General features: G+C 60.9%; 17 protein-coding genes and 2 pseudogenes. 5 read left to right on the forward strand and 14 right to left on the reverse strand.

The window, feature by feature from the left end:
* Nucleotides 1-6: 6 nt before the first annotated feature.
* Nucleotides 7-858, reverse strand: coding sequence for a transporter substrate-binding domain-containing protein (locus CDA56_RS18120; protein WP_004848610.1), 852 nt, complete (start codon nucleotides 856-858; stop codon nucleotides 7-9).
* 234 nt (nucleotides 859-1,092) lie between these two features.
* Between CDA56_RS18120 and pdxR the strand changes: the two genes are divergently transcribed.
* Nucleotides 1,093-2,559 (forward strand): MocR-like pyridoxine biosynthesis transcription factor PdxR, encoded by a 1,467-nt coding sequence (gene pdxR, locus CDA56_RS18125; RefSeq protein ID WP_103814601.1) that lies wholly within the window; start codon nucleotides 1,093-1,095, stop codon nucleotides 2,557-2,559.
* Between the two features lie 31 nt (nucleotides 2,560-2,590).
* On the opposite strand, the gene CDA56_RS18130 is transcribed toward pdxR, so the two are convergent.
* Both CDA56_RS18130 and CDA56_RS18135 read right to left on the reverse strand, forming a co-directional pair.
* Entirely contained in the window at nucleotides 2,591-3,238 is a 648-nt protein-coding gene (locus CDA56_RS18130; RefSeq protein ID WP_025107060.1) for a LysE family translocator, read from the reverse strand.
* A gap of 275 nt (nucleotides 3,239-3,513) precedes the next feature.
* A pseudogene (locus CDA56_RS18135) lies at nucleotides 3,514-4,044 on the reverse strand (aminotransferase class I/II-fold pyridoxal phosphate-dependent enzyme); the annotation flags it as partial.
* Here CDA56_RS18135 and CDA56_RS18140 point away from each other — a divergent pair.
* Nucleotides 4,037-4,378 (forward strand): annotated as a pseudogene (locus tag CDA56_RS18140) (EamA family transporter); the annotation flags it as partial. The pseudogenes CDA56_RS18135 and CDA56_RS18140 sit on opposite strands and share 8 nt — an antisense overlap.
* 817 nt (nucleotides 4,379-5,195) lie before the next feature.
* Here the strand turns inward: CDA56_RS18140 and CDA56_RS18150 are convergent.
* The 7 genes from CDA56_RS18150 to CDA56_RS18180 are packed head-to-tail and all read right to left on the reverse strand — an operon-like array spanning nucleotide 5,196 to nucleotide 13,236.
* Entirely contained in the window at nucleotides 5,196-6,464 is a 1,269-nt protein-coding gene (locus tag CDA56_RS18150; RefSeq protein ID WP_103814605.1) for a Zn-dependent hydrolase, read from the reverse strand.
* Entirely contained in the window at nucleotides 6,454-7,638 is a 1,185-nt protein-coding gene (locus tag CDA56_RS18155) for an amidase (RefSeq protein WP_103814607.1), read from the reverse strand. The genes CDA56_RS18150 and CDA56_RS18155 overlap by 11 nt, the downstream gene beginning before the upstream one ends.
* 18 nt (nucleotides 7,639-7,656) lie before the next feature.
* The gene (locus tag CDA56_RS18160; RefSeq protein ID WP_103814609.1) at nucleotides 7,657-8,667 is read right to left on the reverse strand and encodes an ABC transporter ATP-binding protein; all 1,011 of its coding nucleotides are present in this window, start codon (nucleotides 8,665-8,667) and stop codon (nucleotides 7,657-7,659) included.
* On the reverse strand, nucleotides 8,657-9,700 hold the full coding sequence (locus CDA56_RS18165) for an ABC transporter ATP-binding protein (RefSeq protein WP_103814611.1): 1,044 nt from the start codon (nucleotides 9,698-9,700) through the stop codon (nucleotides 8,657-8,659). Before CDA56_RS18165 ends, CDA56_RS18160 begins: the two co-directional genes overlap by 11 nt.
* A 3-nt stretch (nucleotides 9,701-9,703) precedes the next feature.
* Complete coding sequence (locus CDA56_RS18170) at nucleotides 9,704-10,597, reverse strand: ABC transporter permease (protein WP_103814613.1); 894 nt, start codon at nucleotides 10,595-10,597, stop codon at nucleotides 9,704-9,706.
* Nucleotides 10,598-10,599: 2 nt separating this feature from the next.
* The gene (locus CDA56_RS18175; RefSeq protein WP_004848587.1) at nucleotides 10,600-11,553 is read right to left on the reverse strand and encodes an ABC transporter permease; all 954 of its coding nucleotides are present in this window, start codon (nucleotides 11,551-11,553) and stop codon (nucleotides 10,600-10,602) included.
* Between the two features lie 18 nt (nucleotides 11,554-11,571).
* Nucleotides 11,572-13,236 (reverse strand): ABC transporter substrate-binding protein, encoded by a 1,665-nt coding sequence (locus CDA56_RS18180; protein WP_014228317.1) that lies wholly within the window; start codon nucleotides 13,234-13,236, stop codon nucleotides 11,572-11,574.
* A 514-nt stretch (nucleotides 13,237-13,750) separates the two neighbouring features.
* Here CDA56_RS18180 and CDA56_RS18185 point away from each other — a divergent pair.
* On the forward strand, nucleotides 13,751-14,866 hold the full coding sequence (locus CDA56_RS18185; RefSeq protein WP_103814615.1) for a YbdK family carboxylate-amine ligase: 1,116 nt from the start codon (nucleotides 13,751-13,753) through the stop codon (nucleotides 14,864-14,866).
* A 51-nt stretch (nucleotides 14,867-14,917) separates the two neighbouring features.
* Nucleotides 14,918-15,637 carry a phosphodiester glycosidase family protein gene (locus CDA56_RS18190; protein ID WP_103814617.1) on the forward strand — a complete coding sequence of 240 codons (720 nt, stop codon included), beginning with the start codon at nucleotides 14,918-14,920 and terminating at the stop codon, nucleotides 15,635-15,637.
* Between the two features lie 620 nt (nucleotides 15,638-16,257).
* Here CDA56_RS18190 and CDA56_RS18195 read toward each other — a convergent pair.
* The 3 genes from CDA56_RS18195 to CDA56_RS18205 form a co-directional block, all read right to left on the reverse strand.
* Nucleotides 16,258-19,350 carry an efflux RND transporter permease subunit gene (locus tag CDA56_RS18195; protein WP_103814619.1) on the reverse strand — a complete coding sequence of 1,031 codons (3,093 nt, stop codon included), beginning with the start codon at nucleotides 19,348-19,350 and terminating at the stop codon, nucleotides 16,258-16,260.
* A gap of 10 nt (nucleotides 19,351-19,360) precedes the next feature.
* Entirely contained in the window at nucleotides 19,361-20,443 is a 1,083-nt protein-coding gene (locus CDA56_RS18200) for an efflux RND transporter periplasmic adaptor subunit (protein ID WP_103814621.1), read from the reverse strand.
* A gap of 69 nt (nucleotides 20,444-20,512) precedes the next feature.
* The gene (locus CDA56_RS18205; protein ID WP_170064941.1) at nucleotides 20,513-23,236 is read right to left on the reverse strand and encodes a cation-transporting P-type ATPase; all 2,724 of its coding nucleotides are present in this window, start codon (nucleotides 23,234-23,236) and stop codon (nucleotides 20,513-20,515) included.
* 494 nt (nucleotides 23,237-23,730) lie between these two features.
* On the opposite strand from CDA56_RS18205, the gene CDA56_RS18210 reads away from it, so the two are divergent.
* A complete protein-coding gene (locus CDA56_RS18210) occupies nucleotides 23,731-23,979 on the forward strand; it encodes a DUF1158 domain-containing protein (RefSeq protein ID WP_004848573.1) in 249 nt (82 codons plus the stop codon).
* Here the strand turns inward: CDA56_RS18210 and CDA56_RS18215 are convergent.
* Complete coding sequence (locus CDA56_RS18215) at nucleotides 23,908-25,530, reverse strand: alpha/beta hydrolase-fold protein (protein ID WP_103814623.1); 1,623 nt, start codon at nucleotides 25,528-25,530, stop codon at nucleotides 23,908-23,910. The genes CDA56_RS18210 and CDA56_RS18215 overlap by 72 nt on opposite strands.
* Nucleotides 25,531-25,584: the final 54 nt, after the last annotated feature.

Consider the following 25,584-nt stretch of genomic DNA (forward strand, 5'->3'; position numbering starts at 1 on the left):
AACGCATTACAGACCGGCCAATTTATGGAACTGTTCCGGGCTGGTGATTGGCACGTTCGGAAGATCGTCATAGGTTTCGCCAAACCACTTTTTCTGGAGTTCCGCAAGCTTGCCGGTCTCCTTCATGTGGTTCATAAACTTGGTCATATAGGCCAGCAGCTGCGGCGAGTTTTTCGGGATCGGCCAGGCCATATAGCCCGGGCCGGATACCGCCAGACCTTTGGCGAACACCTTCGGCTTGGCCTTCGCCAGGTCGTTGACCGAGATAACCACGTTAATCACGTAGTCCAGGCGTTTGTTGGCAAGATCGGCGTAGGCTTCCGGGTAGGAGGGATACTCCACCACCGGCCCCAGCTTACCGCCGGTTTTCTCCAGCATCGCTTTCAGTTCCGGCAGCCTTGCCAGCAGCGCGCTGCCCGCCTGTACGCCCACCTTTTTCCCGCTCAGTTCGGCAATGGTGTTCAATGAATTATCGCCCGCGCGTTTGACAAAATAGTGCTGCGCTGACGCCCACGGCGGCGTGAAATCAAAGACCTTGAGACGGTCGTCGGTAATTACCGCGCCGGTTAAGGCCATATCGTATTGCCCGGTAGAAACCGCCGCCAGTAATCCGGTCCACGGCAAAATGCTCTGGTCGACGTTGAATTTCGCGTATTTGCGTAATTCATCGAGCATATCTTTGTTGAAGCCATCCGCCTGGCCGTTATTCATAAAGTTAAAAGGCGCGTAATCATCTTCGGTTGCGACTTTCAGGGTGCCGGATTTTTCTATTTCCGGAAGATCCGCGGCGGCTGCGTGATAAGAAAAGGCCATCGCCATGATGGCGCCCAGACAAATTGAACCTAATGATTTTTTCATTAATTCACCCCTAATTAATTCGCCAGACGTGTTCACTCCAGAACATGAAAAGGTTTTGCAAAATATGTGCCGACGGAAGTTCCGGTCCGCGACTGATGAATACGTTTTTACTGTAGGGAGCGTTTTAAATTTCCGGATAGAGCCAGATTCACCGCGCGGATGTGTCAGTCATTCTCAGGGTGGTATGGAATTTGCTCCAGTGTCTGTACTGAGCGTTTGAGTAAGGAGCCTGGCATGATCCGACACCTGTTACACGTTGATTTCGACCCGCGCCGCGGTTTGCAGGAGCAGGTGCGCGAGACGCTGATTAACGCCATTCTGGGCGGCATTTTTTCCGCCGACACGCCGCTCCCCTCCTGCCGCCAGCTGGCCAGCCAGCTGCGGGTCTCGCGCAACACCACGGCGCTGGTTTTTGAAGGGCTGGTTAACGAGGGATACCTCGTGAGTCGCCCGCGCAGCGGTTATTACCTGCATCCGGATTACCAGCACGCCAGCCCCTCTTCGGCGCCGGAAGCTGCACCGCAGGACGAGGGTTCTGCACCACGCTGGGGCACGCGGCTGCAAATCACCCCCAGCCAGCAGGAGTCGATTCTGAAGCCGGCCGGCTGGATGAACTACCGCTATCCGTTTATCTACGGCCAGCCGGATACCCGCCAGTTCCCGCTGGCGAGCTGGCGCTCGGCGGCAAACTGGCTGCACGGCGGGGTGCGCGACCCGGAGTGGGTGGTGGATCACATCGATCGCGACGTGCCGATGCTGATTGAGCAGATCCGCACCCGGGTACTGCCTAAACGCGGCATTGTCGCCTCGCCGGACGAGATTCTGATTACCCTCGGTTCGCAAAACGCGCTGTACCTGCTGACGCGCCTGCTGATGTCATCCAGCACGCGCGTTGGCGTGGAGAATCCCTGCTTTCGCGAGGCCATTAACACCTTTCTGCTTGCCGATACCGATATCGTGCCGCATCCGGTGGATGAACAGGGGATCGTCCTCAACGACGCCCCCTGCGATTACTACTACGTCACTCCCGGACACCAGGTGCCAACCGGGGTGGCGATGAGCAAAGCGCGGCGCGACCAGCTGCTGGAGCATGCCGCTCGCCATGATGCGGTGATTATTGAGGACGATTACGACTCTGAAAGTAACTTTATGCTCAACCCGCTGCCGGCGCTGAAGGCCAGCGATCGCTGCGGAAGAGTGATCTACGTGAGCAGCCTGTCAAAAGCGCTATCGCCGGGCCTGCGGCTGGGCTTTATGGTCGCTGACCCGGATCTGATTGACGAAGCCCGGGCGCTGCGGCGGCTGGTGTATCGTCATCCGCCGACCAATATTCAGTATCAGATGGCCCATTTCCTCGCCCAGGGCCACTATGAAACCCACCTGCGGCGCTACCATTACGACTCTGCCCAGCGCTGGGACCGTCTCAACAACGCGCTACAGCAGCATCTGCCGGAGTGCCGCATCATCCCCGGCAGCGAACACGCCAACGCGTTCTGGCTGGCCACGCCGGAGCAAATCAACACCCAGCAGCTGACCTGGCGCGCCGCCCACGCCGGGGTGCTGATTGAGCCCGGCGCGCGGCATTTTCTCAGCGACGCGCCGCCGGCTAACTTCTTCCGGATGGGGTTCCACGCCATTCACCCTGACGCCATCGAACAGGGCGTGGAAGTACTGCGCGGCCAGCTGGCGCAGATGGGCTGAACGCAGGGCCCCCTGCCTTAACGCGGCGGCCTCACGATGATAGCGACAAATAAGGATGAACGGCGGAAACAATAAGACCGACGGCAAAACACACAAACACGATGCCACCGGTTTTATTCAGCTTAACGAAGGCATTCCCGGACGACATTTTCGTTTTTACGCTGTGTGCGAAAAGGCCGTAGAGTGAATGAATGACAACCACCAGAATACAGAAGGTTATCGACAGCACGCTGAACTGCGGAATAAAGGGCTGCTGCGGATGAATAAACTGGGGAAACAGCGCCATAAAAAACACAATGGGTTTGGGGTTAAACAACGACACCAGTACTCCCTGACGAAACCGCTGGCTGGCGGAAGGCATCGTTGAATCGGCAGAAGAGAGAGGTTGATTCAGCGCGCGGGGCACCGAGCGAAAGAGCTTTACGCCCAGATAGATCAGATAGGCCGCCCCAACCCCCTTGACTATCAACAGCGTCAGCTGAGAGGTGGTAATCATCACGCCAACGCTGCTGGCAGCAATAATCGATATGACGCCCATCCCCACCGCCACGCCGATAATCCCCGCCATTGCATTACGCAGATTATAATTCAGGGTGTTGGTCAGCGTCAGAAGCACTCCTGGCCCGGGGCTGGCAATGGTCAGGCTGGCAATCAGTATATAAAGGTAGAGCTGCTGCATTGAAAAAGGATCCTGTACAGAACAGGGCGCGGCTCCGCCCCTGAAATGATTAACAACGTCGTATCTTCAGGACGTGCGCTCGCTCAGCGTCAACAGCACAACCGTACTTGATGTGTTTTGTACACTACCGTAACAATTTTATATTGTCATCAAATTTAAAATTAACCCTATAAATCATAATAATAAAAAACAAACATTTATTTTAAGACTATTAACCCGCTATTTACCCCATAAAACGTTACTAATAAGTCACCCTATCGCTCGCCGCCGAAACGCTAGCGATATTGCTCATACTCCACGGCTTCGCGAACCTGGACTAGCGCCGCGCGCAGGCTATCGAAGGGAACGGAGCCGAGGGCGATGCGGATCGCCTGCGGAACGTTCGCTGTAACGCAAAAAGGCTCGGCGGTCGACACGGAAATATGGCGCTCCATCAGCGTTTTCGCCAGCCGATCGGCCCGACTCTCCTCGCCCAGAGGCAGCCAGACAAAATACGAATCCGGATGGCTGACGAAGGGAAGCGCGCCGAGAACCTCACGGGCAACCCCCTGCCGCCGCCGCGCATCCTGGCGTTTCTGCGCTTCAAAACGCGCCACCGTGCCGTCTTCAATCCAGGCGCAGATCAGCGAACTCACCAGCGAAGGGGTGTTCCACGTGGTGGCCCGTATAGCGCGCTCAATCTCCGGCCGATAGCGGGACGGGCAGACAACCGTCCCCACGCGCAGTCCGGTGGCGACGTTTTTCGAAAAACCGGTGATATAAACCGTGCTTTCCGGCGCATAGCTGGCCACCGGCGGCGGCGGATGGCAGGTGATTAGCTGGGCGCTGATTATGGCGCTGCCTTTTATGCTGGTGGCCTCGTGGATGACCCGGCCAGCGTCATGGGGCGCTATATCGCCTTCCGCCTGGATCGCGCTCGGCTATGTGTCGCTCTTTAGCATGCTTATCGGCTTTATTTTCTGGTACAAAGGGCTCGCCGCTGGCGGTATCGCCGCCGTCGGCCAGCTCCAGCTATTACAGCCGTTCTTCGGGCTTGGCCTGGCGGCGGCGCTTTTGCATGAAACCGTCAGCCCATTGATGCTGGCCGTGACGCTGGGCGTGATTCTGTGCGTTATCGGTTCGCGCAAATTTGGCAGCTAGCTTGTATTGCCCTTGTAGCCCGGAAATCCCGGGTCGCGGCGTAAACGCCTTACCCGGGCTACCGCCCCGCAGACGGCTGGAAACCCGTAGCCCCGGTAAGCGCAGCGCGACCGGGGAGAACGGCCTGATGCTGACCGTAACCCTGGGCGTGATTCTGTGCGTTATCGGTTCGCGCAAATTTGGCCGCTAGCCTGTATTGCCCTTGTAGCCCGGAAATCCCGGGTCGCGGCGTAAACGCCTTACCCGGGCTACCGCCCCGCAGACGGCTGGAAACCCGTAGCCCTTGTAGCCCGGACAGGCGCGTAAGCGCCGCCTCCGGGAGAGTTTCATACAGCAGCGGGGATATCTCTGAAACAACGTGTTATGCAGCGATGCCCTGGCCCCCGCTGAAATCGGCGAACCGGAGGACCGAAGACAAGGTCTGGCCGCCAGGGATGGCGGCCAGAGGCGAATCGAGACAGTGATGTCGAGTTGAGCCGACCGCAGGCTGAGGTCCGGGAGGTGAGCGCAGTGCGCAGCACCGATTTCTTTGCGGGACCGCAGGGATTGTAAAGGGGGAGACGGTTTTCTCCCCCTTTACCCGTTCACGTACCACGGTGAGACATTTTCTGCGAAATAGCGGTGAACGGAACCCCTACCACACCTTCCCGGAGGCGGCGCTTGACGCGCCTGTCCGGGCTACCCAATCTGCCACCCTCCAACACCGAGCCCGAAAATCCCGGGTCGCGGCGTAAACGCCTTACCCGGGCTACTGCCCCGCAGGCGGCTGGAAACCCGTAGCCCCGGTAAGCGCAGCGCGACCGGGGAGAGCGGCCGTTTATACCACCCGCGCGTACTGCAGCATCACCTGCAGCAGCACGTTCGCGCCGGCCTCAACGTGCTCCGGCGACGCATACTCAATTTCGTTGTGGCTGATCCCGTCCCTGCAGGGGATAAAAATCATCCCGGTTGGCGCCAGGTAGCTCATATACACCGCGTCGTGCCCGGCGCCGGAGACAATCTCCCGCGCCGGATAGCCCAGCCGCTGCGCGGCGTCGGCGATCGCCGCCTGGCAATCCGGGTGGAACGGCGCCGCTGGATAGTGGCTCACCTCTTTCAGCGCCACCTTCAGGCCGCTCTCCCGCTCAACCCCGGCGATAAACGCCCGCAGCTGGCGGTCCATCTCATCCACCAGCGCATCGCTGAGATTACGCATATCAATCGAAAAAGTGACCTCTCCCGGCACCACGTTGCGGCTGTTCGGATAGACCTGCACCCTCCCTACCGTACCGCGCCCTTCCTCGCTGCGCCCGGCGATCGCCACGACCTCCTGCATAATGCGGGTCGCCACCTGCAGCGCATCCTGACGCAGGCGCATCGGCGTCGGTCCGGCGTGGGACTCCTGGCCAGTCACCACGCAGTCATACCAGCGGATCCCCAGCACGCCCTGCACGATACCGATAATTTTCGCTTCATCTTCCAGAATCGGCCCCTGTTCAATATGCGCTTCAAAGTAGGCGCCAATCGGATGATCGCCCGGCGTCTGGCTGCCGATATAGCCGATGCGCGCCAGCTCCTCGCCCACGGTTTTACCGTCCGCATCCTGCGCGGCATAGACAGTTTCCAGCGGGAATACCCCGGCAAACACCCCGGAGCCCATCATCACCGGCACAAAGCGCGAGCCCTCTTCGTTGGTCCAGAACACCACTTCAATTGGCGCTTCGGTTTCGATATGCCGATCGTTCAGGGTGCGCACCACCTCCAGCGCCGCCAGCACGCCGTAGTTGCCATCAAATTTGCCGCCGGTGGGCTGGGTATCAATATGGCTGCCGGAGACAATCGGCGGCAGCGCCGGATTACGCCCTTCCCGGCGCATAAAGACGTTGCCGATTTTATCGACGGTGACGCGCATCCCCGCCGCCTGCGCCCAGCTAATCACCAAATCCCGCCCCTGGCGATCGAGATCGGTGAGCGTCAGACGACAGCAGCCGCCCTTCGGCGTGGCGCCGATTTCCGCCAGCGCCATCAGCGACTCCCACAGACGCTCGCCGTTAACCCGGCAGTCGGTGGTTTCGGTCATCGGGGTAAAAAGGACATCACTGCTCATTTCGGTCTCCTTGCATAAACGCGGCGGCCAGCTCGACCAGCAGACGATCGCTGCCGCGCGGGCCTAAAAATGACATCCCCAGCGGCAGACCGCCCGTCTGGGCGACCGGCAGCGTCACCTGCGGACGTTGGGTCATCACGGAAATTAACAGCAGGTCGTGAGACAGGCGCCGGACCGCTTCTATCTCTTCGGCCTGCGCCGTCAGCAGCGGCGCGCCATCGGGAACGGTCGGCATCACCAGGACCGCATCGCCCAGCTGCGCGTCCCACCAGGCGGTAAAACGCTCGCGCAGCTGGCAGGCGGCGTCAAACTGCGCGCGGGTGACCGCTTTGCCCCAGAAAAAGCGCTCGCGGACGTCCGGGCCTAGCTGCAGACCATAGCGCTCAATGGTTTCGCCCTGCGCCTGCCACGCTTCGTAGCCCTGAATCTGGCGGAAGGCGAGATAAATATCGTCCGCGTCGGGCAGCGGCGCATCGAGCGGCGCTAACGGGCCGAAAAAGCGCGCCAGCCGTTGGCGGACCGGCAGCAGCGCCTGCTGGCTGCGCAGCGGCAGGCGGGAAAACAGCCCATCGTGGCAGGCCAGCCGCACGCCGTCGAGATCCGCGCGTTCAGCGTCGAACAGACAGGCGGCGACGGCGGAAAAGACCTCCGGCGAGCGGGCAAAGAAGCCGCAGGTGTCCATAGTGGCGCACAGCGGCTGGCAGCCGTCGAGGGAGAGACGGCCGTGGGTTGGACGCAGGCCAAACAGTCCGCAGTAGCTCGCCGGCGTGCGTACCGAGCCGCCGGTATCGCTGCCGAGGGCAAAGTCGCACGCCGCGTTCGATACCGCCGACGCCGAGCCGGACGACGATCCGCCGGGTATATGATTCGGCGCGGCGCCGTTGCGCGGGGTACCGTAATGCACGTTGTGCCCGCTCATCGAATACGCCAGCTCGCTGGTATGGGTTTTGCCGATAAAGCGCGCGCCGTTATCTAACAGCTTTTGCACCACCGGCGCGGTGCGGTTTTTAATCCCGGACAGCGCCAGCAGGTGCGGATTACCCCCGCCGGTTGGGTAGCCCGCCACGTCGAACAGATCTTTGACCGCAAAGGTTAAGCCGCTCAGCGGCCCGCTGAGCGCATGCGCCACCGGATGCGGCGGATAGGGCATAAAGGCGCGAATGTCGTCCTGCATGATGGTTTCCTCCTGGCCTCAGGCGTAAAGCGCCTGGTTTTCAACGGACGGGCTCAGCTCACGCCAGCGATGGCAACTTACCACGTGACGCGGCCCGGCCGGTTCGGTCGTCGGCTGGCTTTGCGCGCAGGCGGGGCGCGCGTGCGGACAGCGCTCGGCAAACGCGCAGCCCGGCGGAAGGCGCGAGAGATCCGGCGGCGAGCCGGGAATACAGTGCAGCGCATCGCCCTTTTTCAACCCCTCTTTCGGCCGGCTGCCAAGCAGCACCTGGGTATAGGGATGGCGCGGACGATACAGAATCTCCTCGATCGATGCCTCCTCCACGATGCGCCCGGCGTACATCACCGCCACCCGGTCGGCGATCTCCACCGCCGCGCCGATATCGTGGGTCACAAATATAATCGACAGATCGCGCTGCTTTTGCTGCTCGCGCAGCAGAATCAGGATCTGGATTTGCACCGTGGCATCGAGGGCGGTGGTCGGCTCATCCGCCAGCAGCAGCTGCGGGTTGCAGGAGAGCGCGAGGGCAATCATTGCCCGCTGGCGCATCCCGCCGGACATCTCGTGCGGGTAAGCATCCAGCCGCCGCTCGGGGCTCGGAATGCGCACCTGACGCAGCGCCTCCAGCGCCCTTTCCCGCGCCGCCTGCCGCGACAGGCCTTCATGGCGACGCAGCCCCTCGACAATCTGCTGCCCCACGGTATAGACCGGGTCGAAGGCCAGCAGCGGCTCCTGGAAAATCATCGCGCAGCGCGCGCCGCGGTAGCGCCGCAGCTGCCCGGCGCTCATATTCAACACATCCTCTTCCCCGACCTCCAGGGTACCGGAAAGCACGCTGCTTTTCGGCGGGTGCAGCCGCATCAGGGCGCGCAGGGTGACGCTTTTCCCGGAGCCAGACTCGCCGATCAGCGCCATCACCTCGCCTTTTTGCACATCAAAGGAGACGCCGTTGACCGCGTTGACCGTCTGACCGTCGCGGCGAAACTCAACCCGCAGGTCGCGGATATGGACGTAGGCTTCATGCGACATGGCTGACCTCCTGAATGGCGATATTTTGATGCCAGGGCGACGCGGGCTGCGCCATCAGGCAGGCGCTCTGGTGCCCCTCGCCGACGCTTTCGAGCGTCGGTTTCACCTCGGCGCACACCGCTCTGGCGTGCGGGCAGCGGGTATGAAAGCGGCAGCCGGAGGGCGGAGAAATCGGGCTGGGCGGATCGCCGCTCAGCGGCGAAGTTAAGGTGCGATTGTGCGGGTCCATCGACGGCATCGAGCTTAATAGCGCCCGGGTATAGGGGTGGGCCGAGGCGGTAAACAGCTGCTCCGCCGGGCCAATCTCCACCACCTCGCCGAGATACATCACCAGAATGCGGTCCGACAGCCAGCGCACCACGTGCAGATCGTGGCTGATAAACACATAGGTCAGCGCCAGCGTCCGCTTCAGCTCCTGCAGCAGCTGCAGCACCTGAGCTTCCACCGACTTATCCAGCGCCGAGACGGCCTCGTCGAGGATCACTAGCCGGGGCTTCATCGCCAGCGCGCGGGCAATATTCACCCGCTGGCGCTGGCCGCCGGAAAGCGCGTGCGGATAACGATGGGCAAAACGTTCCGGCTCAAGGCCGACGTGCGCCAGCAGATAGCGGGCGTACTCGCTGGCCTCTTTGGCGCTGACGCCGTGTACCCGCTGGCCGAACGCAATGCTCTCTTCCATAGTCATGCGCGGGTTGAGCGAGGCGTAGCTATCCTGGAAAACCATCTGCACCTGGCGGCGATACGCTTTCATCGGCAGGCGCGATGAACCCACCTCCAGACCATCGAAGATCAGCTCCCCGCTGTCCTGCTTAAGCAGCTGCATCAGCAGCCGCGCGGTGGTGGATTTACCGCAGCCCGACTCCCCCACCACGCCGAGGGTTTCGCCTTTGATCACCGAAAAACTGACGTCGTCCACCGCCTGCACCACTTCGCGCGCTTTGCTGCCGCCGGCGGGAAAATGTTTCAGCAGATTGTTGACCTTCAGCAGCGGCTGCGCCGGTCCGCCGAGGTCGATATTGATAAAGGGTTGCATCGCTTACTCCTTAATCGCCATTGCCGCACGCAGGCGGTCCGCGAGGATATTGAACGAAATGGAGGTGATAAAAATCATCAGGCCGGGCAGCGCCGCTACCCACGGCTGGGTATAAATCGCCGTACGCAGGGTGTTCAGCATCAGCCCCCATTCCGGCTCCGGCGGGCGAACCCCGAGACCGAGAAAAGAGAGCCCGGAGGCGAGGATCATGCACACCGAAATCAGGCCGGTGGAGAAGACGAAAATCGGCCCCAGCACGTTGCCCAGCACCTGGACGCGAATAATGGTGAACGCGCTGGCCCCGGTGGCCCGGGCGGCGTCGATATAGTCCATATGCCGCACCTGCGCGGTGACGCTTTCGGCGATACGCGCCACCTGCGGCACGAACACCAGGGTCAGCGAGAGCAGCGCGTTACCGATGCCCGCCCCCAGCGCGCCGGAGAGCGCGATCGCCAGCAGCACCGAGGGAAAGGCGTAAAACACGTCCACGGTGCGCATAATCAGAGTGTTGGTTTTACCACCCGCATAGCCGGCGGTAATGCCGATCGCCCCGCCGATGAAAAAGGCGAACACCACCGGGACAATCCCCATAAACAGCGACAGCCGGGTGCCGAGAATCAGCCTTGATAGCATATCGCGCCCGAGCTCATCGGAGCCCAGCGGAAAGCCGTCGGCGCCAATCGGTTTGAGGCGTAAAAACATCGATGTTTGATACGGATCTTTCACGATTAGCCAGGGACCGAACAGCGCCAGCGCCAGCAGGATGAGAATGATCGCGCCGACGAATACGCCGCCCGGGTCGCGCAGCAGGCGGCGAAACACGCCGCGCCAGTAGCCTTGTCTGGCAACCGTCGCGGCAGAGACGGTAATGCCTTTGGTCGTCACGGTATCCACCATCGTCAGCTCCTCTTAATTCGCGGATCGAGACTGGTTTGCAGAATATCCACCAGCAGATTGAGCAGGACAAAGAACAGCGCCAGTACCCAGATGGTGCCCTGCAATAGCGGCAGATCGCGCTGGAAGATAGCGGTGTTCAGCAGCAGACCGGTGCCGGGCCAGGAGAAGACGGTTTCCACCAGAATCGAGCCGCCCATCAGATAGCCGACCTGCAGCCCCATCACCGCCAGCGCGGTCGGGGCGGCGTTTTTCACCACGTGCAGAAAGATCCGCGACTCGTTGAGCCCCCGGGCGCGCAGGCCGACGATAAACTCCTGGCTGAGAATGTCCGCCACCTGCGAGCGAACGGTGCGGGCGATAATGCCGGTCGGGATCACCGACAGCGTGAAGGCCGGCAGCAGCATAAACTGCAGGTGTTCCCAGTTCCACTGCCAGCCCACCTCGCCGATTGGCCCGCCGCCGGTCGCCGGCAGCAGCGCGAATTTGACGCTAAAAACGATGACCAGCAGCATCCCCAGCCAGTAGTGCGGTACGCTGACGCCAAACACGGATAGCACCGAGGCCAGACGGTCAATAATGCTGTTACGAAAGTAGCCGGCGACAAAACCGAACAGGCTGCCCAGCGCAAACCCGATCGCCGTCGCCAGCAGCGCCAGACGCAGAGAGTAGGTGACCGCCGTCATCACTTCATCGATGACCGGGCGCCCGGTAGCGACCGACATGCCCAGATCGCCGTGCAGCGCCCGCCATAGCCAGTGCACAAACTGCAGCGGCAGCGGTTTATCAAAGCCGTAGGCCTGCATTAAGGTCTGACGCAGCGATTCCGAAGCGTCCGGCGGCATCACCGATACCAGCGGGTCGCCCGGCGCTATCTGCACCAGCATAAAACAGATCACCGCCACCCCGAGCATGGTGGGGACGGCCAGCAGGATGCGATATAGCAGCGTATTGATCATCTCTTGCTCCCGTGTCGATTACTCTTTTTTGCTCACCAGGCTGAGGTCGATAAACCAGCTTTGCGGCTGTACCACACCGGTGACGGCTGGCGATATCGCCCTTGGTCCGACATCGTGGGCGACGAACAGGAACGGCACCTGATCGACCAGCGCGGCGTGCAGTTCACCCGCGGCTTTATCCATTTCAGCCGGGGTAAACGCGTGTTTCACCGCCGCCGCCAGCTTTTCGGTTTCCGGGGTCGAGAAGTAGCCCCAGTTGGTCGCCACCGGCGGGAAGGCCTTCGCGGTGGAGAAGCGGATCATGCCGAAATAGGGATCGTTAACCGCGGCGCTGACGTTGATCGCGTCGATCCCTTTCGCCGACGGATCTTTCGCCCCGAGACGCCAGTTGGTAAACAGGGTGTTCCATTCGTTGACCTTAATGTCGACGTTAAAGAAGCAGCTTTTCAGGCTCTGCTGGATGTACTCGTTCATCGGCAGCGGCTGCATCTGCCCGGAGCCGGAGGCCGAGGTGGCGACCGTAACGTGCAGCGGTTTCCCGGCGCTATACCCGGCTTCGGTCATCAGCTTACGGGCGGTATCCGGGTCATATTTGATCTGGAAGGTGGGTTTACCGTGCCACGGGCTGCCGGCCTCGTAGACGCCGGTCGCTTCGGTCATATAGCCGCCGAGATAGCTTTTGAGCTCCGCGCGGTTCAGGCACAGGTTGGCGGCTTTGCGCACGCGAATATCTTTCCACGGCGAGCCCTCTTCGAAGGAGAACTGCCACGGCCACAGGTGCGGCTGGGTGTTGGCGTAGATTTTAAAGCCCTGGGCTTTTATCTGATCGACCGCGTCCGGGGCCGGGGCTTCGATCCAGTCCACCTGCTTCGAGAGCAGCGCCGCCGTGCGGGCGTTAGCTTCCGGCAGCGGGATCAGCACCACTTTGTCCACTCGCGGAATGCGATCTTTGTTCCAGTAGTCGGGATTCTTATCGAGGATCAGCTGCTGGCGAGGAACCAGTTTTTCCATTTTGAACGGACCGCTGCCCACCGCGTGGGCGGCGAACTCGGTCCACGCCTGCTTACTACGCGCGGCGGCATCGCCGGCGTTTGCCGGCACTGCGTCATACAGCTTCTGCCACGCCGTCGGTGAAACGATAAACAGGTTGGTAAGGTTGTACGGCAGCAGCGCGTCCGGTTCGGAGGTGGTCAGCGCCACGGTGTGGTCGTCAATCTTTTCCGCGCCGGTCAGGGTCGGCATGCGTGAGAGGGTGTTGCCTATCTGGCCCGGGGCATACTGCGGCGCGGCTTTATTCAGCACCTTATCCACGTTCCAGACGATGGCATCGGCGTTGACCGTTGAACCATCGTGAAACTTAACGCCCGGGCGCAAGGTGAAAATCCAGCGGCTTTGATTTTGCGGGTCAACGTGCCACTCGGTCGCCAGCCCCGGCACCAGGCCGCTGGGCTTTTCTCCCTGTGAGAGATCCCATTCAACGAGGGCGTCGTAGAGCGGAATGCCGGTGAAGCGGTTGCCCTCAAAGCCCTGATCGGGCTGTCCGAGGGTCAAAGGGATATCGGCGGCGGTCATGGCGATCCGCAGGGTTGAGGCATTGGCCGGCAAAGAGGCGATCAGCGCCAATGCTCCGCTAACAGCAACGGCGAGATGGCATTTACGCGAAAATATTTTTTTCTTCAGCATCACATTGTCCCTGTTAAATAAAAGTCGCTATTTAACAGGCAAGATACATACCAGTTCTGAACGCGCGGGGAATAAGCGTGAAATGGCTTATAAAATAAGAATGACTTATATCATCTATATGATTTTATTTAAAAAATAGAATAACCTTATCTTTTTGCACCACCGGCGGGAATTCTGTTACAGGATTGCACCAGCCTTACTTTCTTTTTAAAGGGATAATCACGTGGCGTTATTTTCTATAAATTAAATTCATGATGTCCGGCAGTTCATCAGTTTGAGGCGTTCTCTTCTATACCCGTCATACTTCAAGTTGCATGTGCGTTGGCCGCATTCGTTCACCCCGGTCACTTACCAAAGTAAGCTCCCGGGGATTCGCTCACTTGCCGCGTTACTCGGCCTGCGGCCTCGCCCCTACGGGGCCAGCGCAAGCGCTGTTCAAGGCACAAATGCCTTGTCCTGCAACTCGAATTATTTAGGGTATATACTCCTTTATATAGAGAAAGAGGGAGTCGCCATGCCGTTACCTGATTTTCACCGCTCCGAGCCGTTTACCCTCGGTATCGAGCTGGAGCTTCAGGTCGTCAACCCGCCGGGTTTCGATCTGAGCCAGGACTCTTCCGCGCTGATTGACGAGGTGCAGGGCACGCTGAAAGCGGGCGAGGCCAAGCATGACATTACCGAAAGCATGCTGGAGATCGCCACCGGCGTCTGCCGCGATATCCACCAGGCCACCGCGCAGCTGAGTGCGATGCAGCAGGCGGTGCTGCGCGCCGCTTCCCGCCATCATGTGCAAATCTGCGGCGGCGGAACGCATCCGTTTCAAAGCTGGCAGCGCCAGCAGATCAGCGATAACCCGCGCTACCTGAAAACCGTCGAGCACTTTGGTTACCTGGCGAAGCAGGCGACGATCTTCGGCCAGCACGTGCACGTGGGGTGTCAAAACGGCGATGATGCCATCTATCTTCTGCACGGCCTGTCGCGCTTCGTACCGCATTTTATCGCGCTGAATGCGGCATCGCCCTGGCTCGACGGGACCGATAGCGGCTTTGCCTGTTCGCGGCTTAACCTTTTTGCCGCCTATCCCGATAACGGCCCGATGCCGTGGGTGAATAACTGGCAGGCTTTTACCGGTCTGTTTCGCCGTCTTAGCTATACCAGCATGATCGACAGCATGAAGGATCTGCACTGGGATATCCGCCCCAGCCCGCGCTTTGGTACCGTCGAAGTCCGGGTGATGGATACGCCGCTGACGATTGCTCAGGCGGTGAATATCGCCGGGTTTATTCAGATCATCGCCTGCTGGCTGCTGACGGAGCGGCCGTTTAAGCATCAGCCCGAGGATTATCTGCTCTACCCCTTCAACCGCTATCAGGCCTGCCGCTACGGGCTCGATGGGATCAATACCGATGTTAACGGCGGCGAACAACGAACATTGCGCGAAGAAATTTTACAGCTGGCGGATAGGCTGGCCCCCAGCGCCCACAAGCTGAATGCCGGCAGCGCGCTGGAGGCGATTGTGCGCCAGGCGAAGCAGGATCGCAGCGAGCCGCAGCAGATGCGCGAGTTTGTCGCCAACGGCGGTTCATTGATCGGGCTGGTACAAAAGCACTGCGAAATCTGGACGGCGTAGCGGCGATAAAACGCTATACTGCACGCTTTCGTCGTCTGTCTGGAACCTGTCGTGCGCTTTTTCTCTCTTCTGCCGCTGCTGCTGTTATCCCTGCCCGCTTTCGCCAGCGGGAAGTGCTCGCTGACCGACCCGTCGCTGACGCTGCAAAGCTATACCGTTGATCCGCAGCGCGAACGCATCGTGATGTACTGGCAAAAAGAGGACGGCAAAGCCTGGGGATCGCTGCGCGCCCTGCTGGCGGATATCGACCACAACGGACAGGTGCAGATGGCGATGAACGGCGGAATTTATGATAAAGCCTACGCGCCGCTGGGGCTGTATATCGAGAAAGGCAGGCAGCTGACCCCGCTTAACCGCGCTTCCGGCGGCGGCAACTTTTTTATTCGTCCCGGCGGGGTGTTTTATCTGCGCGGGCAAAACGCGGGGATTGTCAGCATCGATAAATTCAGGCCGTCGCCGGCCATCCGCTACGCCGTGCAGTCCGGGCCGATGCTGATTGAAAACGGCAAGATCAACTGGCGGCTGAAGCCGTCCGCCAGCTCGCGCAAGCTGCGTAACGGCGTGGGCATCACCGGCGATGGCAAAGTGGTCTTTATGCTCAGCGCGCGCGAAACCAATTTCTATGATTTTGCCTGCTACGCGCAGTCCAGGCTCAACGTGCGCCAGATGCTCTATCTCGACGGTACCATTTCGAAGATGTACCAGAAAGGCGACAGCGTGCCGTGGCAGTACCATCCGTTCGTCACCATGATCGCGGTGGAGCGCAGGTAGTCGGCAAAACATCGTCTGCGGGGAATATGCCGTGACGTGGTATTGCTGTGGCTTCTTCCCGGCTTGCGCTGCGCTTAGCCGGGCTACCGGGCCGCAGATTGCCGGTAATCCGTAGCCCGGACAGGCGCGTTAAGCGCCGCCTCCGGGAGAGTTTCATGCAGCTCCGGAGATGTCTCTGAAACAACGTGTTATGCAGCGATGCCCTGGCCCCCGCTGAAATCGGCGAACCGGAGGTATGAAGACAAGGGCTGGCCGCCAGGGATGGCGGCCAGAGGCGAATCGAGACACGACCAAATTGCCTGGAGCAATTTTGAACAGCGCTTGCGCTGGCCCCGTAGGGGCGAGTCCCAGGGATGGGACGAGTAATGTCGAGTTGAGCCGACCGCAGGCTGAGGTCCGGGAGGTGAGCGCAGTGCGCAGCACCGATTTCTTTGCGGGACCGCGGGGATTGTAAAGGGGGAGACGGTTTTCTCCCCCTTTACCCGTTCACCTACCACGGTGAGACATTTTCTGCGGGATAATAGTGAACGGAACCCCTCAACACCGTCCCGGAGGCGGCGCTTGACGCGCCTGTCCGGGCTACCAAACCCGCACATCTCCAGACACCGTGCCCGGCGCACCTACATCCGGCGGTGGGCCCACTCGCGCAGCCGCTGAAACAGCACGTACAGCGAAGGAATAAACAAAATGCCGATTACCGTCGCCACCAGCATGCCGCTGAACACCGTGGTACCGATAATCCGCCGGCTCTGCGCCCCGGCGCCGGTGGCGAGCATCATCGGCACAATCCCGATGATAAAAGAGACCGCCGTCATCATTACCGCGCGGAAGCGGCGGGTCGCCCCTTCGCGGGCGGCATCGACGATCGACATCCCCTCTTCGCGCTTCGCCCGGGCAAACTCGACGATCAAAATCGCGTTTTTCGCCGCCAGCGCGATCAGCAGCACCAGGCCTATCTGCACGTACACATCGTTGGCGTAACCGGCCCACCAGAGCCACAGCAGCGACCCGCCGATGGCGAACAGCACCGACAGCATCACGCTCGCCGGCAGCGTCCAGCTCTCATACTGGGCGACGAGGAACAGCCACGCCATCGCTACCGCCGCCAGCACAATCCACACCGCCTGGTTACCGGTCTGCTGCTCCTGCCAGGAGATGCCGCTCCAGGCGTAATCATAACCGTGCGGCAGGTTAGCCTGTAAAATCTGCTCCATCACCGCCATTGCCGTCCGGCTGCTGACGCCTTCGGCCGCCGACCCGCTCACCGATACCGACGGGAACTGGTTATACTGCTGAATAAACGGCGCGCCCACCGTCGGCGTAATCGTCACCAGATTACTCAGGCGAACCCGCTCGCCGCTGTCGCTGCGCACGTACAGCTCGCTTATCTGCTCTGCCCGCTCGCGCCACTGCATCTCGTTTTGCATCACCACGTGGTAGACACGATTGTTGATGCTGAAATCGCCGGCGCGGGTGCCGCCAAACGCGGTTTGCAGGCTGCTGAAAATCCTCGCCACCGGTACGTTCAGCCGGGCCGCCTGGTCGCGATCGACGGTGAGCGTCAGCTGCGGCACGTTGCTGCTCCAGGTGGTAAATACCCGGCTCAGCTGCGGGTACTGGTTAGCCGTCCGCAGCACCTGATGCGTCACCTGCTCCAGCTCCGCCGGCGATTGTCCGGCCTGGGCCAGAATACGTAAATTAAACCCGGAGGCGTTGCCCAGCCCCGGCAGCGTCGGCGGCGCAAAAGTCATGATCGTCGCCTCCGGTAGCCCCATCAGCTGGCCCTGCACCTTTTCCATCACCGCCTCCAGCGGCGGCCGCTGGTGCCAGTCCTTCAGCATCACCGAGATAAATCCGCCGTTCGAGGCGCTGGTACCGTTGAGAATATTAAAACCGGAGACCTGAATCACATCCTCAACCGCCGGATTCAACAACAGCAGCTCGCGCGCCTGGGCCATCACCGCTTCGGTAAGCTCCAGCGAGGCGGCTTCAGGCAGCTGCACGCTGGCAAAGAAGTAGCCCTGATCTTCCTGCGGCAGAAAACCCTTTGGCATGGTGGTAAAGCTAAACACCACCACCCCGGCCGCCGCCATCGTCGCCGCCAGCGCCAGCCAGGGGCGACGATTCATCCTCCCGACCAGACGCCCGTAGCCATCGCGCACCGTATCCAGACCGCGGTTAAAGCCGCGCCAGATGGCGGCTGGCTGCTGCGGCCGCGGACGCAGCAGCAGCGCGCACAGCGCGGGCGTCAGGGTCAGCGCCACCACGCTCGATAGCGTCACCGCCGTCGATAAAGTCACCGCAAACTGGCGATACAGCTCGCCGACGATCCCTGGCAGCATCGCTACCGGCACAAACACCGCCAGCAGTACCAGAGTTGTGGCGATCACCGGCCCGGCGATTTGCCGCAGCGCCTCGGCGGTCGCGGCGCCTCGATCCAGCCCCTCCGCCATTTTCGTTTCCACGCTCTCCACCACCACGATGGCGTCATCCACCACCATGGTCAGGGCGAGAATAATCGCGAACAGGCTCAGGGTATTGGCGCTGTAGCCCAGCGCATAAAGCACGGCAAAGGTGCCGATAAGCGACACCGGGATCGCCAGCGCGACAATCAGCGTCGCCCGCCAGCTCTGGAGGAACAGCGAAACCACCACCACCACCGCCATAAGGGTCAGCGCCAGCGACACGCCGATCTCTTTGATCGTCGCCGCCACAAAGCGGGTGGTATCAAACTTCACTTCCCAGGTGAGATCCGCCGGGAAACGCGCGTGCAGCCGGGTCAGCTCAGCGCGCACCGCGATGGCGACCTGCAGGGCGTTGGCGGTGGGCGTCGGATAGATACCGAGATAGGCGGAATCTTTGCCGTTGAGCTGCGCGCCGGAGCTGTAGCTGCGCGCGCCCAGCTCAATGGTCGCCACGTCAGACAGGCGTACCAGCTGGCCGCGTTCGCCGCTGCGAACCACAATTTGCCCGAAGCCGGCGGCGTCGCTGAGTCGCCCGATACCGTTGATGGTCAGCGTCTGCTGCTGGCCGTTAAATACCGGCGGCGTCCCCACCTGCCCCGCCGCGCCCTGCACGTTCTGCTCGCGCAGCGCCTGGGCAATATCGTCGGTTGTGATATTCAGCGCGTTCATGCGGTCGGGGCGCAGCCAGATGCGCATGCTGTAGTCGCGCGCGCCGAACCTCTGTACTTCCCCGACGCCGGGTAGACGCGCCAGCGCCTCGCGCACCTGAGTGCTGGCGTAGTTGCTGACAAACAGCGGCGATAGCGTGCCGAGCGGCGAATAGAGACTCACGCCCATCAGCAGGTTCGTCGCCCGCTTACGCACCTGCACGCCGTTCTGCTGCACGTCGGCAGGCAGCTGCGCCACCGCCTGCGACACGCGGTTCTGCACGTCGATCGCGGCTAAATCGGCATCGGTCCCGGCGGCAAAAGTCAGGCTCAGGCTGTAGGTCCCCTCATCGGAACTGGTGGACTCCATATAGAGCATATGATCGACGCCGTTGAGCTGGGTCTCCAGCGGCGCGGCAATGGCTTCCGCCACGTCCGCCGCGCTGGCGCCCGGCCAGCTGGCGCTAACGTTGATGACCGGCGGCGTAATCTGCGGATACTGCTCGACCGGGATCAGCTTCAGCGAGACCGCGCCGACAAAGGTCATCAGCAGCGCAATCACCATCGCAAAGCGCGGGCGACGGATAAAAAATGTGAGCATCGCCTCTCCCTTATTCACTCAGCAGCTGAACGGTCGCGCCGTCACGCAGGCGCTGGGCGCCTTCCGTCACTACGCGCTCCCCCGCTTTCAGACCATCGGCCACCACGAAGCTCTGGCCATGCTGACCGGCGGGCGCTAAACGGCGCATCGTCACGGTGTTGTCCGCCGTCAGTACCCAGCAGTAAAAGCCCAGCGCATCCTGCTGTAGCGCAGAGGCGGGGATCATCGGGCTCTCCTTAAGCCGCTGCGGCCGGAAGAAAACCGTGACGTTGCCGCCCGGCAGCAGACGGTGCTGCGGGTTGGCAAACTCAGCGCGCAGCGCCACGCTGGCGGTGCGGCTATCAATACGGTTATCGACGGAGGTCAGGGCGCCGTCTTCACGCCGCCCATCGACATCCACCTGCGCCAGCCACGCCTGCTTCAGCGCGGCGATATCCGTGTGCTGTCCCGCTTTCGCGAAAAAGGCGGTTTCATCCAGAGAGAACGCCACGCGAATGGGATCAAGCTGGACCACATCGACCAGCACGCCGCTGGCGGGATTCACCAGGCCGCCGACGTGAAAAGGACTATGGCCGACGCGCCCGGTGACCGGCGAGGTAATGCGGGTGTAGCCGAGCGTAATCTGCTGGGCGGCAATGCGCGCCCGGGCCTGCTCGACGGCGGCGGCAGCGACATCGCGCTGCATCTGCGCGGTGTCTACGTCGTTGCGGCTGATTGCGTGGTTATTTTTCAGCTGCTGGTAGCGGCTCAGCTGCTGCTGGGCCTGGCGTAGCGAAGCCTGCGCGCTTTTCAGTTCAGCCTGGGCCAGCGCCAGCGCGGCTTTCGGCTGGGCGTCATCCAGCGTAAACAGCGGATCGCCCTGGTTGACGTACTGCCCATCCTGGAAGTGGCGCTGCACAATCTTTCCTTCGGTGCGGGCGCGAATATCGACGGAGTGAATGGCCTCAACGCGGCCGGAGATTTGCCGTTCATCGGCATGCGGCGCGTGTTCCACGGTGGCAACGCGCACCGGAATAGCCGGCGCGGCGGCGGCGGTGAGCGCGTAGCCTGCCAGGCCGCAGACCAGCAGGGCGGAGCGGATGATCTTGTTCATGGGGAATTCCTTACGACGATGCGGCGTCCCTTCCCCGCAGGAGAAGGGACGCCGGGCGGGTCAGACACGCTACGCGGCTTTGCGGAAACGACGGGTCAGGCGCTTCTCAACTTCCACCACCAGGAACATCGCGATACCGATGACCAGCGTGATGAACCAGTAGCGCAGCGGCAGCCCTTCGGTGCCAAACATCGTCTGCATCACCGGTACGTAGATGATGACCAGCTGCATCAGCAGCAGCACGCCGCTCACCAGCCAGATGCCTTTGTTGCGCAGCAGTCCCATGCTCAGCGAGAAGCTGTCGCTGCTGCGGCAGTTAATCATATAGACCCACTGCGCGGTGACCAGCATCTGCAGCAGGACGGTGCGGATAAACTCCGGACTGTGGCCGCGCGGCGCCAGCCAGGCTTCAAGCATAAAGGCGGCGACGGCGATCATGGTGCCGACGAAGGCGACGCGCCAGACGGCGAAGGCGTCCATGACATGCTGGCCGGTTTTACGCGGCGGACGGTTCATGGCGTTGCGCTCGGCGGCTTCAAACGCGAGGCCGAAGGAGAGCGTCGCGGAGGTGGCCATGTTCATCCACAGAATCAGCACCGGCGTCAGCGGAATGATGTTCCCCGCCAGCAGGGCGATGATAATCAGCAGCCCCTGCGCCAGGTTGGTCGGCATGATGAACAGAATGGTCTTCTTCAGGTTGTCGTAGACCCGACGCCCCTCTTTGACCGAACTGGCGATGGTGGCAAAGTTGTCGTCGGTCAGGACCATGTCGGCGGCCTCTTTGGTCACCTCGGTGCCTTTAATCCCCATGGCGATCCCGACGTCGGCCTGGCGCAGCGCCGGGGCGTCGTTGACGCCGTCGCCGGTCATGCCAACCACTTCACCGTTATCCTGCAGCGCTTTTACCAGGCGCAGCTTGTGCTCCGGGCTGGTACGGGCAAAGATATCGTACTCAACGGCGGCTTTCGCCAGCTCGGCGTCGTCCATGTGCTCCAGCTGATAGCCGATCATCGCCTGGCTGCTGTTGGTGATCCCCAGCATCTGGCCAATGCTCATCGCCGTCTGCGGGTGGTCGCCGGTAATCATCTTCACGCGGATCCCCGCGTTCTGGCAGGCGTGGATAGCGTCAATCGCTTCCGGACGCGGCGGGTCCATCATTCCGGCAATGCCGAGGAAGACCAGTCCTTCGCGCAGATCGTCGTGGGTCAGCGTGGTGCTGCCGACGTTCGCCGGTTTGTAGGCGGCGGCGACCATACGCAGGCCCTGGCGGGCAAAGCGCGCCATCTCCTCTTCCCAGTACTGCGGCTCGAACGGCACCGCCCCCTGCTTGCTCAACTGATGGCGGCACAGGGCAAAAATCACGTCCGGCGCGCCGGTAATCAGCACCTGCTCGACGTCGCCCATTTTCTGGTGGGTCGCCATGTACTTGTACTGCGAGTCGAACGGGATTTTCGCGACCAGGCGGGCATCGACGGGCGCAAGCTGCGCTTTCGCCGCCAGTACCTTCAGCGCCCCTTCGGTCGGCCCGCCGGTAATGCCCCACAGGCCGCGCTCGTCCTGAATCATCTGGCTGTCGTTACACAGGTCGATGGTGCGCAGATAGGTTTCCAGCACGCTGCCCGGTTTAATCTGCACCGGCTCGTTGCTGCCTTCCAGGCAGATGTTACCCTGAGGCTCGTAGCTGTCGCCTTCGACGCGGTAGCAGCAGTCGGCGGTGATGATCGCTTTGACGGTCATCTCGTTCATCGTCAGGGTACCGGTTTTATCCGAGCACACCACGGTCATGGCGCCCAGGGTTTCCACCGTCGGCAGCTTGCGGATAATCGCCCGCTGACGCGCCATCGCCTGTACGCCCAGAGAGAGAATAATCGAGATAATCGCCGGTAAGCCTTCCGGCACGGCGGCCACCGCCAGGCTAATCAGGGAGAGCAGCAGCTCGCCGAGAGGAATGTCGCGCAGCGCGAGGCTGAAGACGAACAGCGCGGCCATCATCGCCAGGATGATAACGAAAATCGCTTTACCGAGCTTATCCATCTGCACCAGCAGCGGCGTGCGGTGCTTCTCAATGCCCGCCATCATCTGGTTGATATGGCCGAGCTCGGTCTCCTGACCGGTTGCGGTCACCACGCCAACGCCGCCGCCGGCGCTGATGGTGGTGCCGGAGAAGAGCATATTGGTACGGTCGCCCAGCGGCAGTTCGCCTTCCAGCGCGTCGGTGGTTTTATCCACCACCGTCGACTCGCCGGTGAGAATCGCCTCTTCGACCCGCAGATTATGGCTCTCAATCAGGCGCATATCGGCAGGCACGCGGTCACCCGCGCGCAGAATCACGATATCGCCCGGCACCAGGTCGCGGGTCGGGATGGTTTCATGCTTGCCGCTGCGCTGCACGCGCGCGTCGCTGGAGAGCATATTGCGGATGCCCTGCAGCGATTTTTCGGCGTTGCTCTCCTGGATATGGCCGATCAGGGCGTTGATCACCGTGACGCCCAGGATGACGAGCGTATCGACCCAGTGGCCCATGACCGCGGTGAGCGCGGCGGCGGCCAGCAGGACAAAAATCAGGACGTCGTTAAAGTGGGCAAGGAAGCGCAGCCAGGCCGGCTTGCCTTTTTTCTCCGGCAAGGCGTTGGGGCCGAAGGTCTTCAAACGCTCGGCGGCCTCGGCGGCGCTTAGGCCGTTGGCATGGCTTTTATTCTGCGCCAGCACCGCATCAACCGTCTGCTGATATGCGCGGCGTGGCGCGACATCCCCTGAGGGGGTGGTATTATTAGTTTTGATCGTTTTGGTCAAAATATATCTCCCTTAAAATTCCGTGAGGCGGAAAGCCTGGAATCATTCCGGGCCAATGAGAAAAATTTCAAACAGGCGGGAGATAATTTGAGCTTGCGCAATATTTACTCTCTCGCCAATACAAAATTTATGGTAAGTTAATTCTATAAAACAACTATTGCAGAATATTAATAAACCAAAACTAAACGAGGTCTACTATGTTTGGAATCTATCGCGGACGCCGTCTGGTGCTGTACATCCTGCTGGCCATTATTATCGCTACACTGGTGGGATATAGCACCTATACTTTTGTAAAAGCGCTGGCTTAATAATGACGTTAATTTACATTGTAATGTAATTAACTTAATCACAAAGATTACCAAAATAATTAACATGGGAATAAGCGAGGGCGTTTAAATATAATATCTGATGCGTATTATAATTACGTACGAAACGATATTGCATTGATTCTCTTTTTACCGGACAATATGTTTTTAACTGATGATTAACAAATAATGAAACATCCGCTAGAAACGCTCCTCAGCGCCGCCGGCATTCTGCTGCTGGCTTTGCTCTCCTGCCTGCTGCTGCCGGCGCCCTCGCTGGGCCTGACGCTGGCGCAGAAGCTGGTTGCGACATTCCATCTGATGGATCTCAACCAGCTTTATACCCTGATCTTTTGCCTGTGGTTTTTAGCGCTGGGCGCGGTTGAATATCTGCTGCTGCGCTGGGTCTGGCGTCGCTGGTTTTCCCTTGAGCGCTAAGCCGGTCAGGTCGCGCATGCCGTTGACCAGCGCTTCGCACCAGGCGGCGTAGTCGTGGCCGCTGGAGGAGGGATGGAAGCTCACCGTATAACCCTTCTCTTTTAGCACCCGCTCAAATTCAAGCGTATTGGCATAAATGCCGCCGTCCGGCCCGCTGGTTTCGAATTTCCCCGCCTGCAGCCAGAAGCGCACCGGATAGCGCGGCGACTGCTGGTACTGGCGGGTCAGCCAGCCGGCCTCCTCCCCTTGCGGCGCCCACCAGTATGACCCGGACAGGCTCAATACGTTGCCAAACAGCCGGGGGTAGCGCAGCGCTACCCAGGACGCGGCCAGCCCGCCGTAGCTGGAGCCGGCGACCACGGTTTTTTGCCGGCTCAGGCTGAGTCCCTGGCGGTTTAGCCAGGGCAGCAACTCATGGGCCATAAAATCGGCAAAATGCGGATTTGGCGGCAGCTCCTTCGCCCGTCGCGAATGATCGAGACTATCGATAAACACCACGTTAATCGGCGGCAGCCGGTGGCTGGCGATCAGGGCGTTCAGCACGTTGGCGAGGCGGTACTCGTGCTGGTAAGTTTTACCGTCAAAGAGCAGCAGGGTCCAGCGCGCGGGCTGCGGCAACCGCGGGCGATAAATCAGCACTTCCCGCGTATTTTGCAGAAAGTCGCTGCGCAGCTGATGGCGGGTTAAGGTTCCGTAGCGTAGCGGCTGCGCCATACGCTGGGCGGTGCAAAAACGCGCGGCGTTGAGGGCCAGCAGAGAGTGGCGATTCCAGCGGTCGTGGGCGGCATTGATGCTGTTCGGGTTTAGCGGGTCAGCCTGGGCGCTGACCAGAATCGCCCGCCGCTGCTCCCGTGCGCTGCCGGTTATCTGCGGCACGTCCGGGGCCAGCTTATACTGCATGAGGGTATCGGCGGGCACCACGTAGCTGCGAAACCAGACGTCAGAATCCCCGAGGCGAAACAGCGGATCGTGATCCCCCGCCGGCGAACCCAGAATAAACACGTTGCGGCTCGCCCCGCGCCACAGGAAAGTTACCCGCTTATGGCCGGCGTCCACCGGTTCCACCATTGGCGTCCCTTCCCGCTCGCGCTCCTGCCAGAAATGCGCCGTTGAACCTCCCGCCGCCAGTTCACGCTTCAGCCGCAGCAGGCGCGGGCTGACCGGATCCAGCGGCTGAACTTTGGCCAGAGCGGTGGTTTCCCGCATCTGCCACTGAAAGCGCCAGCGCGCCCCCTCTTCGCCGTGCAGCACCAGCGAGGAGGCGCGATTTACCGGCAGAGAAAACAGCAGGGTTTGCTCGCCGTCCGCCGGACCGCCCGTCAGCAGCGTGCGCAGACGGCGGTTATTGTCATCCAGCAGTCGGGCATCGGTGACGCCGGAGAGGGTCGCCGCGACGTAGTTCTCGCCCAATGTCGGCAGGTCAAAACAGACCTCGCCGCTGGCGTCGAACTTCCCCTCCAGTTCCCCCTGTAACGAAGGAGATTCGCAGTTCATCGCCGCCGCCGGTAGGGTACTCATGCCAATCAGCAGGCCGCTCCACGCCGTCTTCATTAGCCAATAGTTCCTTGTAAGAATTTGTTAATAACGCTAATGCAAATAATAACT

Origin of the sequence: Klebsiella michiganensis, assembly GCF_002925905.1 — a bacterium.
GTDB classification, from domain to species: domain Bacteria; phylum Pseudomonadota; class Gammaproteobacteria; order Enterobacterales; family Enterobacteriaceae; genus Klebsiella; species Klebsiella michiganensis.

Bases quoted from the DNA above. Each gene is read 5' to 3' on its own strand.
- CDA56_RS18200 (WP_103814621.1), bottom strand. From the start codon at position 20,443: ATGAACAAGATCATCCGCTCCGCCCTGCTGGTCTGCGGCCTGGCAGGC.
- CDA56_RS18150 (WP_103814605.1), bottom strand. From the start codon at position 6,464: ATGAGCAGTGATGTCCTTTTTACCCCGATGACCGAAACCACCGACTGC.
- CDA56_RS18160 (WP_103814609.1), bottom strand. From the start codon at position 8,667: ATGTCGCATGAAGCCTACGTCCATATCCGCGACCTGCGGGTTGAGTTT.
- CDA56_RS18130 (WP_025107060.1), bottom strand. From the start codon at position 3,238: ATGCAGCAGCTCTACCTTTATATACTGATTGCCAGCCTGACCATTGCC.
- CDA56_RS18185 (WP_103814615.1), top strand. From the start codon at position 13,751: ATGCCGTTACCTGATTTTCACCGCTCCGAGCCGTTTACCCTCGGTATC.
- CDA56_RS18195 (WP_103814619.1), bottom strand. From the start codon at position 19,350: ATGCTCACATTTTTTATCCGTCGCCCGCGCTTTGCGATGGTGATTGCG.
- CDA56_RS18210 (WP_004848573.1), top strand. From the start codon at position 23,731: ATGAAACATCCGCTAGAAACGCTCCTCAGCGCCGCCGGCATTCTGCTG.
- CDA56_RS18155 (WP_103814607.1), bottom strand. From the start codon at position 7,638: ATGCAGGACGACATTCGCGCCTTTATGCCCTATCCGCCGCATCCGGTG.
- pdxR (WP_103814601.1), top strand. From the start codon at position 1,093: ATGATCCGACACCTGTTACACGTTGATTTCGACCCGCGCCGCGGTTTG.
- CDA56_RS18170 (WP_103814613.1), bottom strand. From the start codon at position 10,597: ATGGTGGATACCGTGACGACCAAAGGCATTACCGTCTCTGCCGCGACG.
- CDA56_RS18215 (WP_103814623.1), bottom strand. From the start codon at position 25,530: ATGAAGACGGCGTGGAGCGGCCTGCTGATTGGCATGAGTACCCTACCG.
- CDA56_RS18165 (WP_103814611.1), bottom strand. From the start codon at position 9,700: ATGCAACCCTTTATCAATATCGACCTCGGCGGACCGGCGCAGCCGCTG.
- CDA56_RS18180 (WP_014228317.1), bottom strand. From the start codon at position 13,236: ATGCTGAAGAAAAAAATATTTTCGCGTAAATGCCATCTCGCCGTTGCT.
- CDA56_RS18120 (WP_004848610.1), bottom strand. From the start codon at position 858: ATGAAAAAATCATTAGGTTCAATTTGTCTGGGCGCCATCATGGCGATG.
- CDA56_RS18175 (WP_004848587.1), bottom strand. From the start codon at position 11,553: ATGATCAATACGCTGCTATATCGCATCCTGCTGGCCGTCCCCACCATG.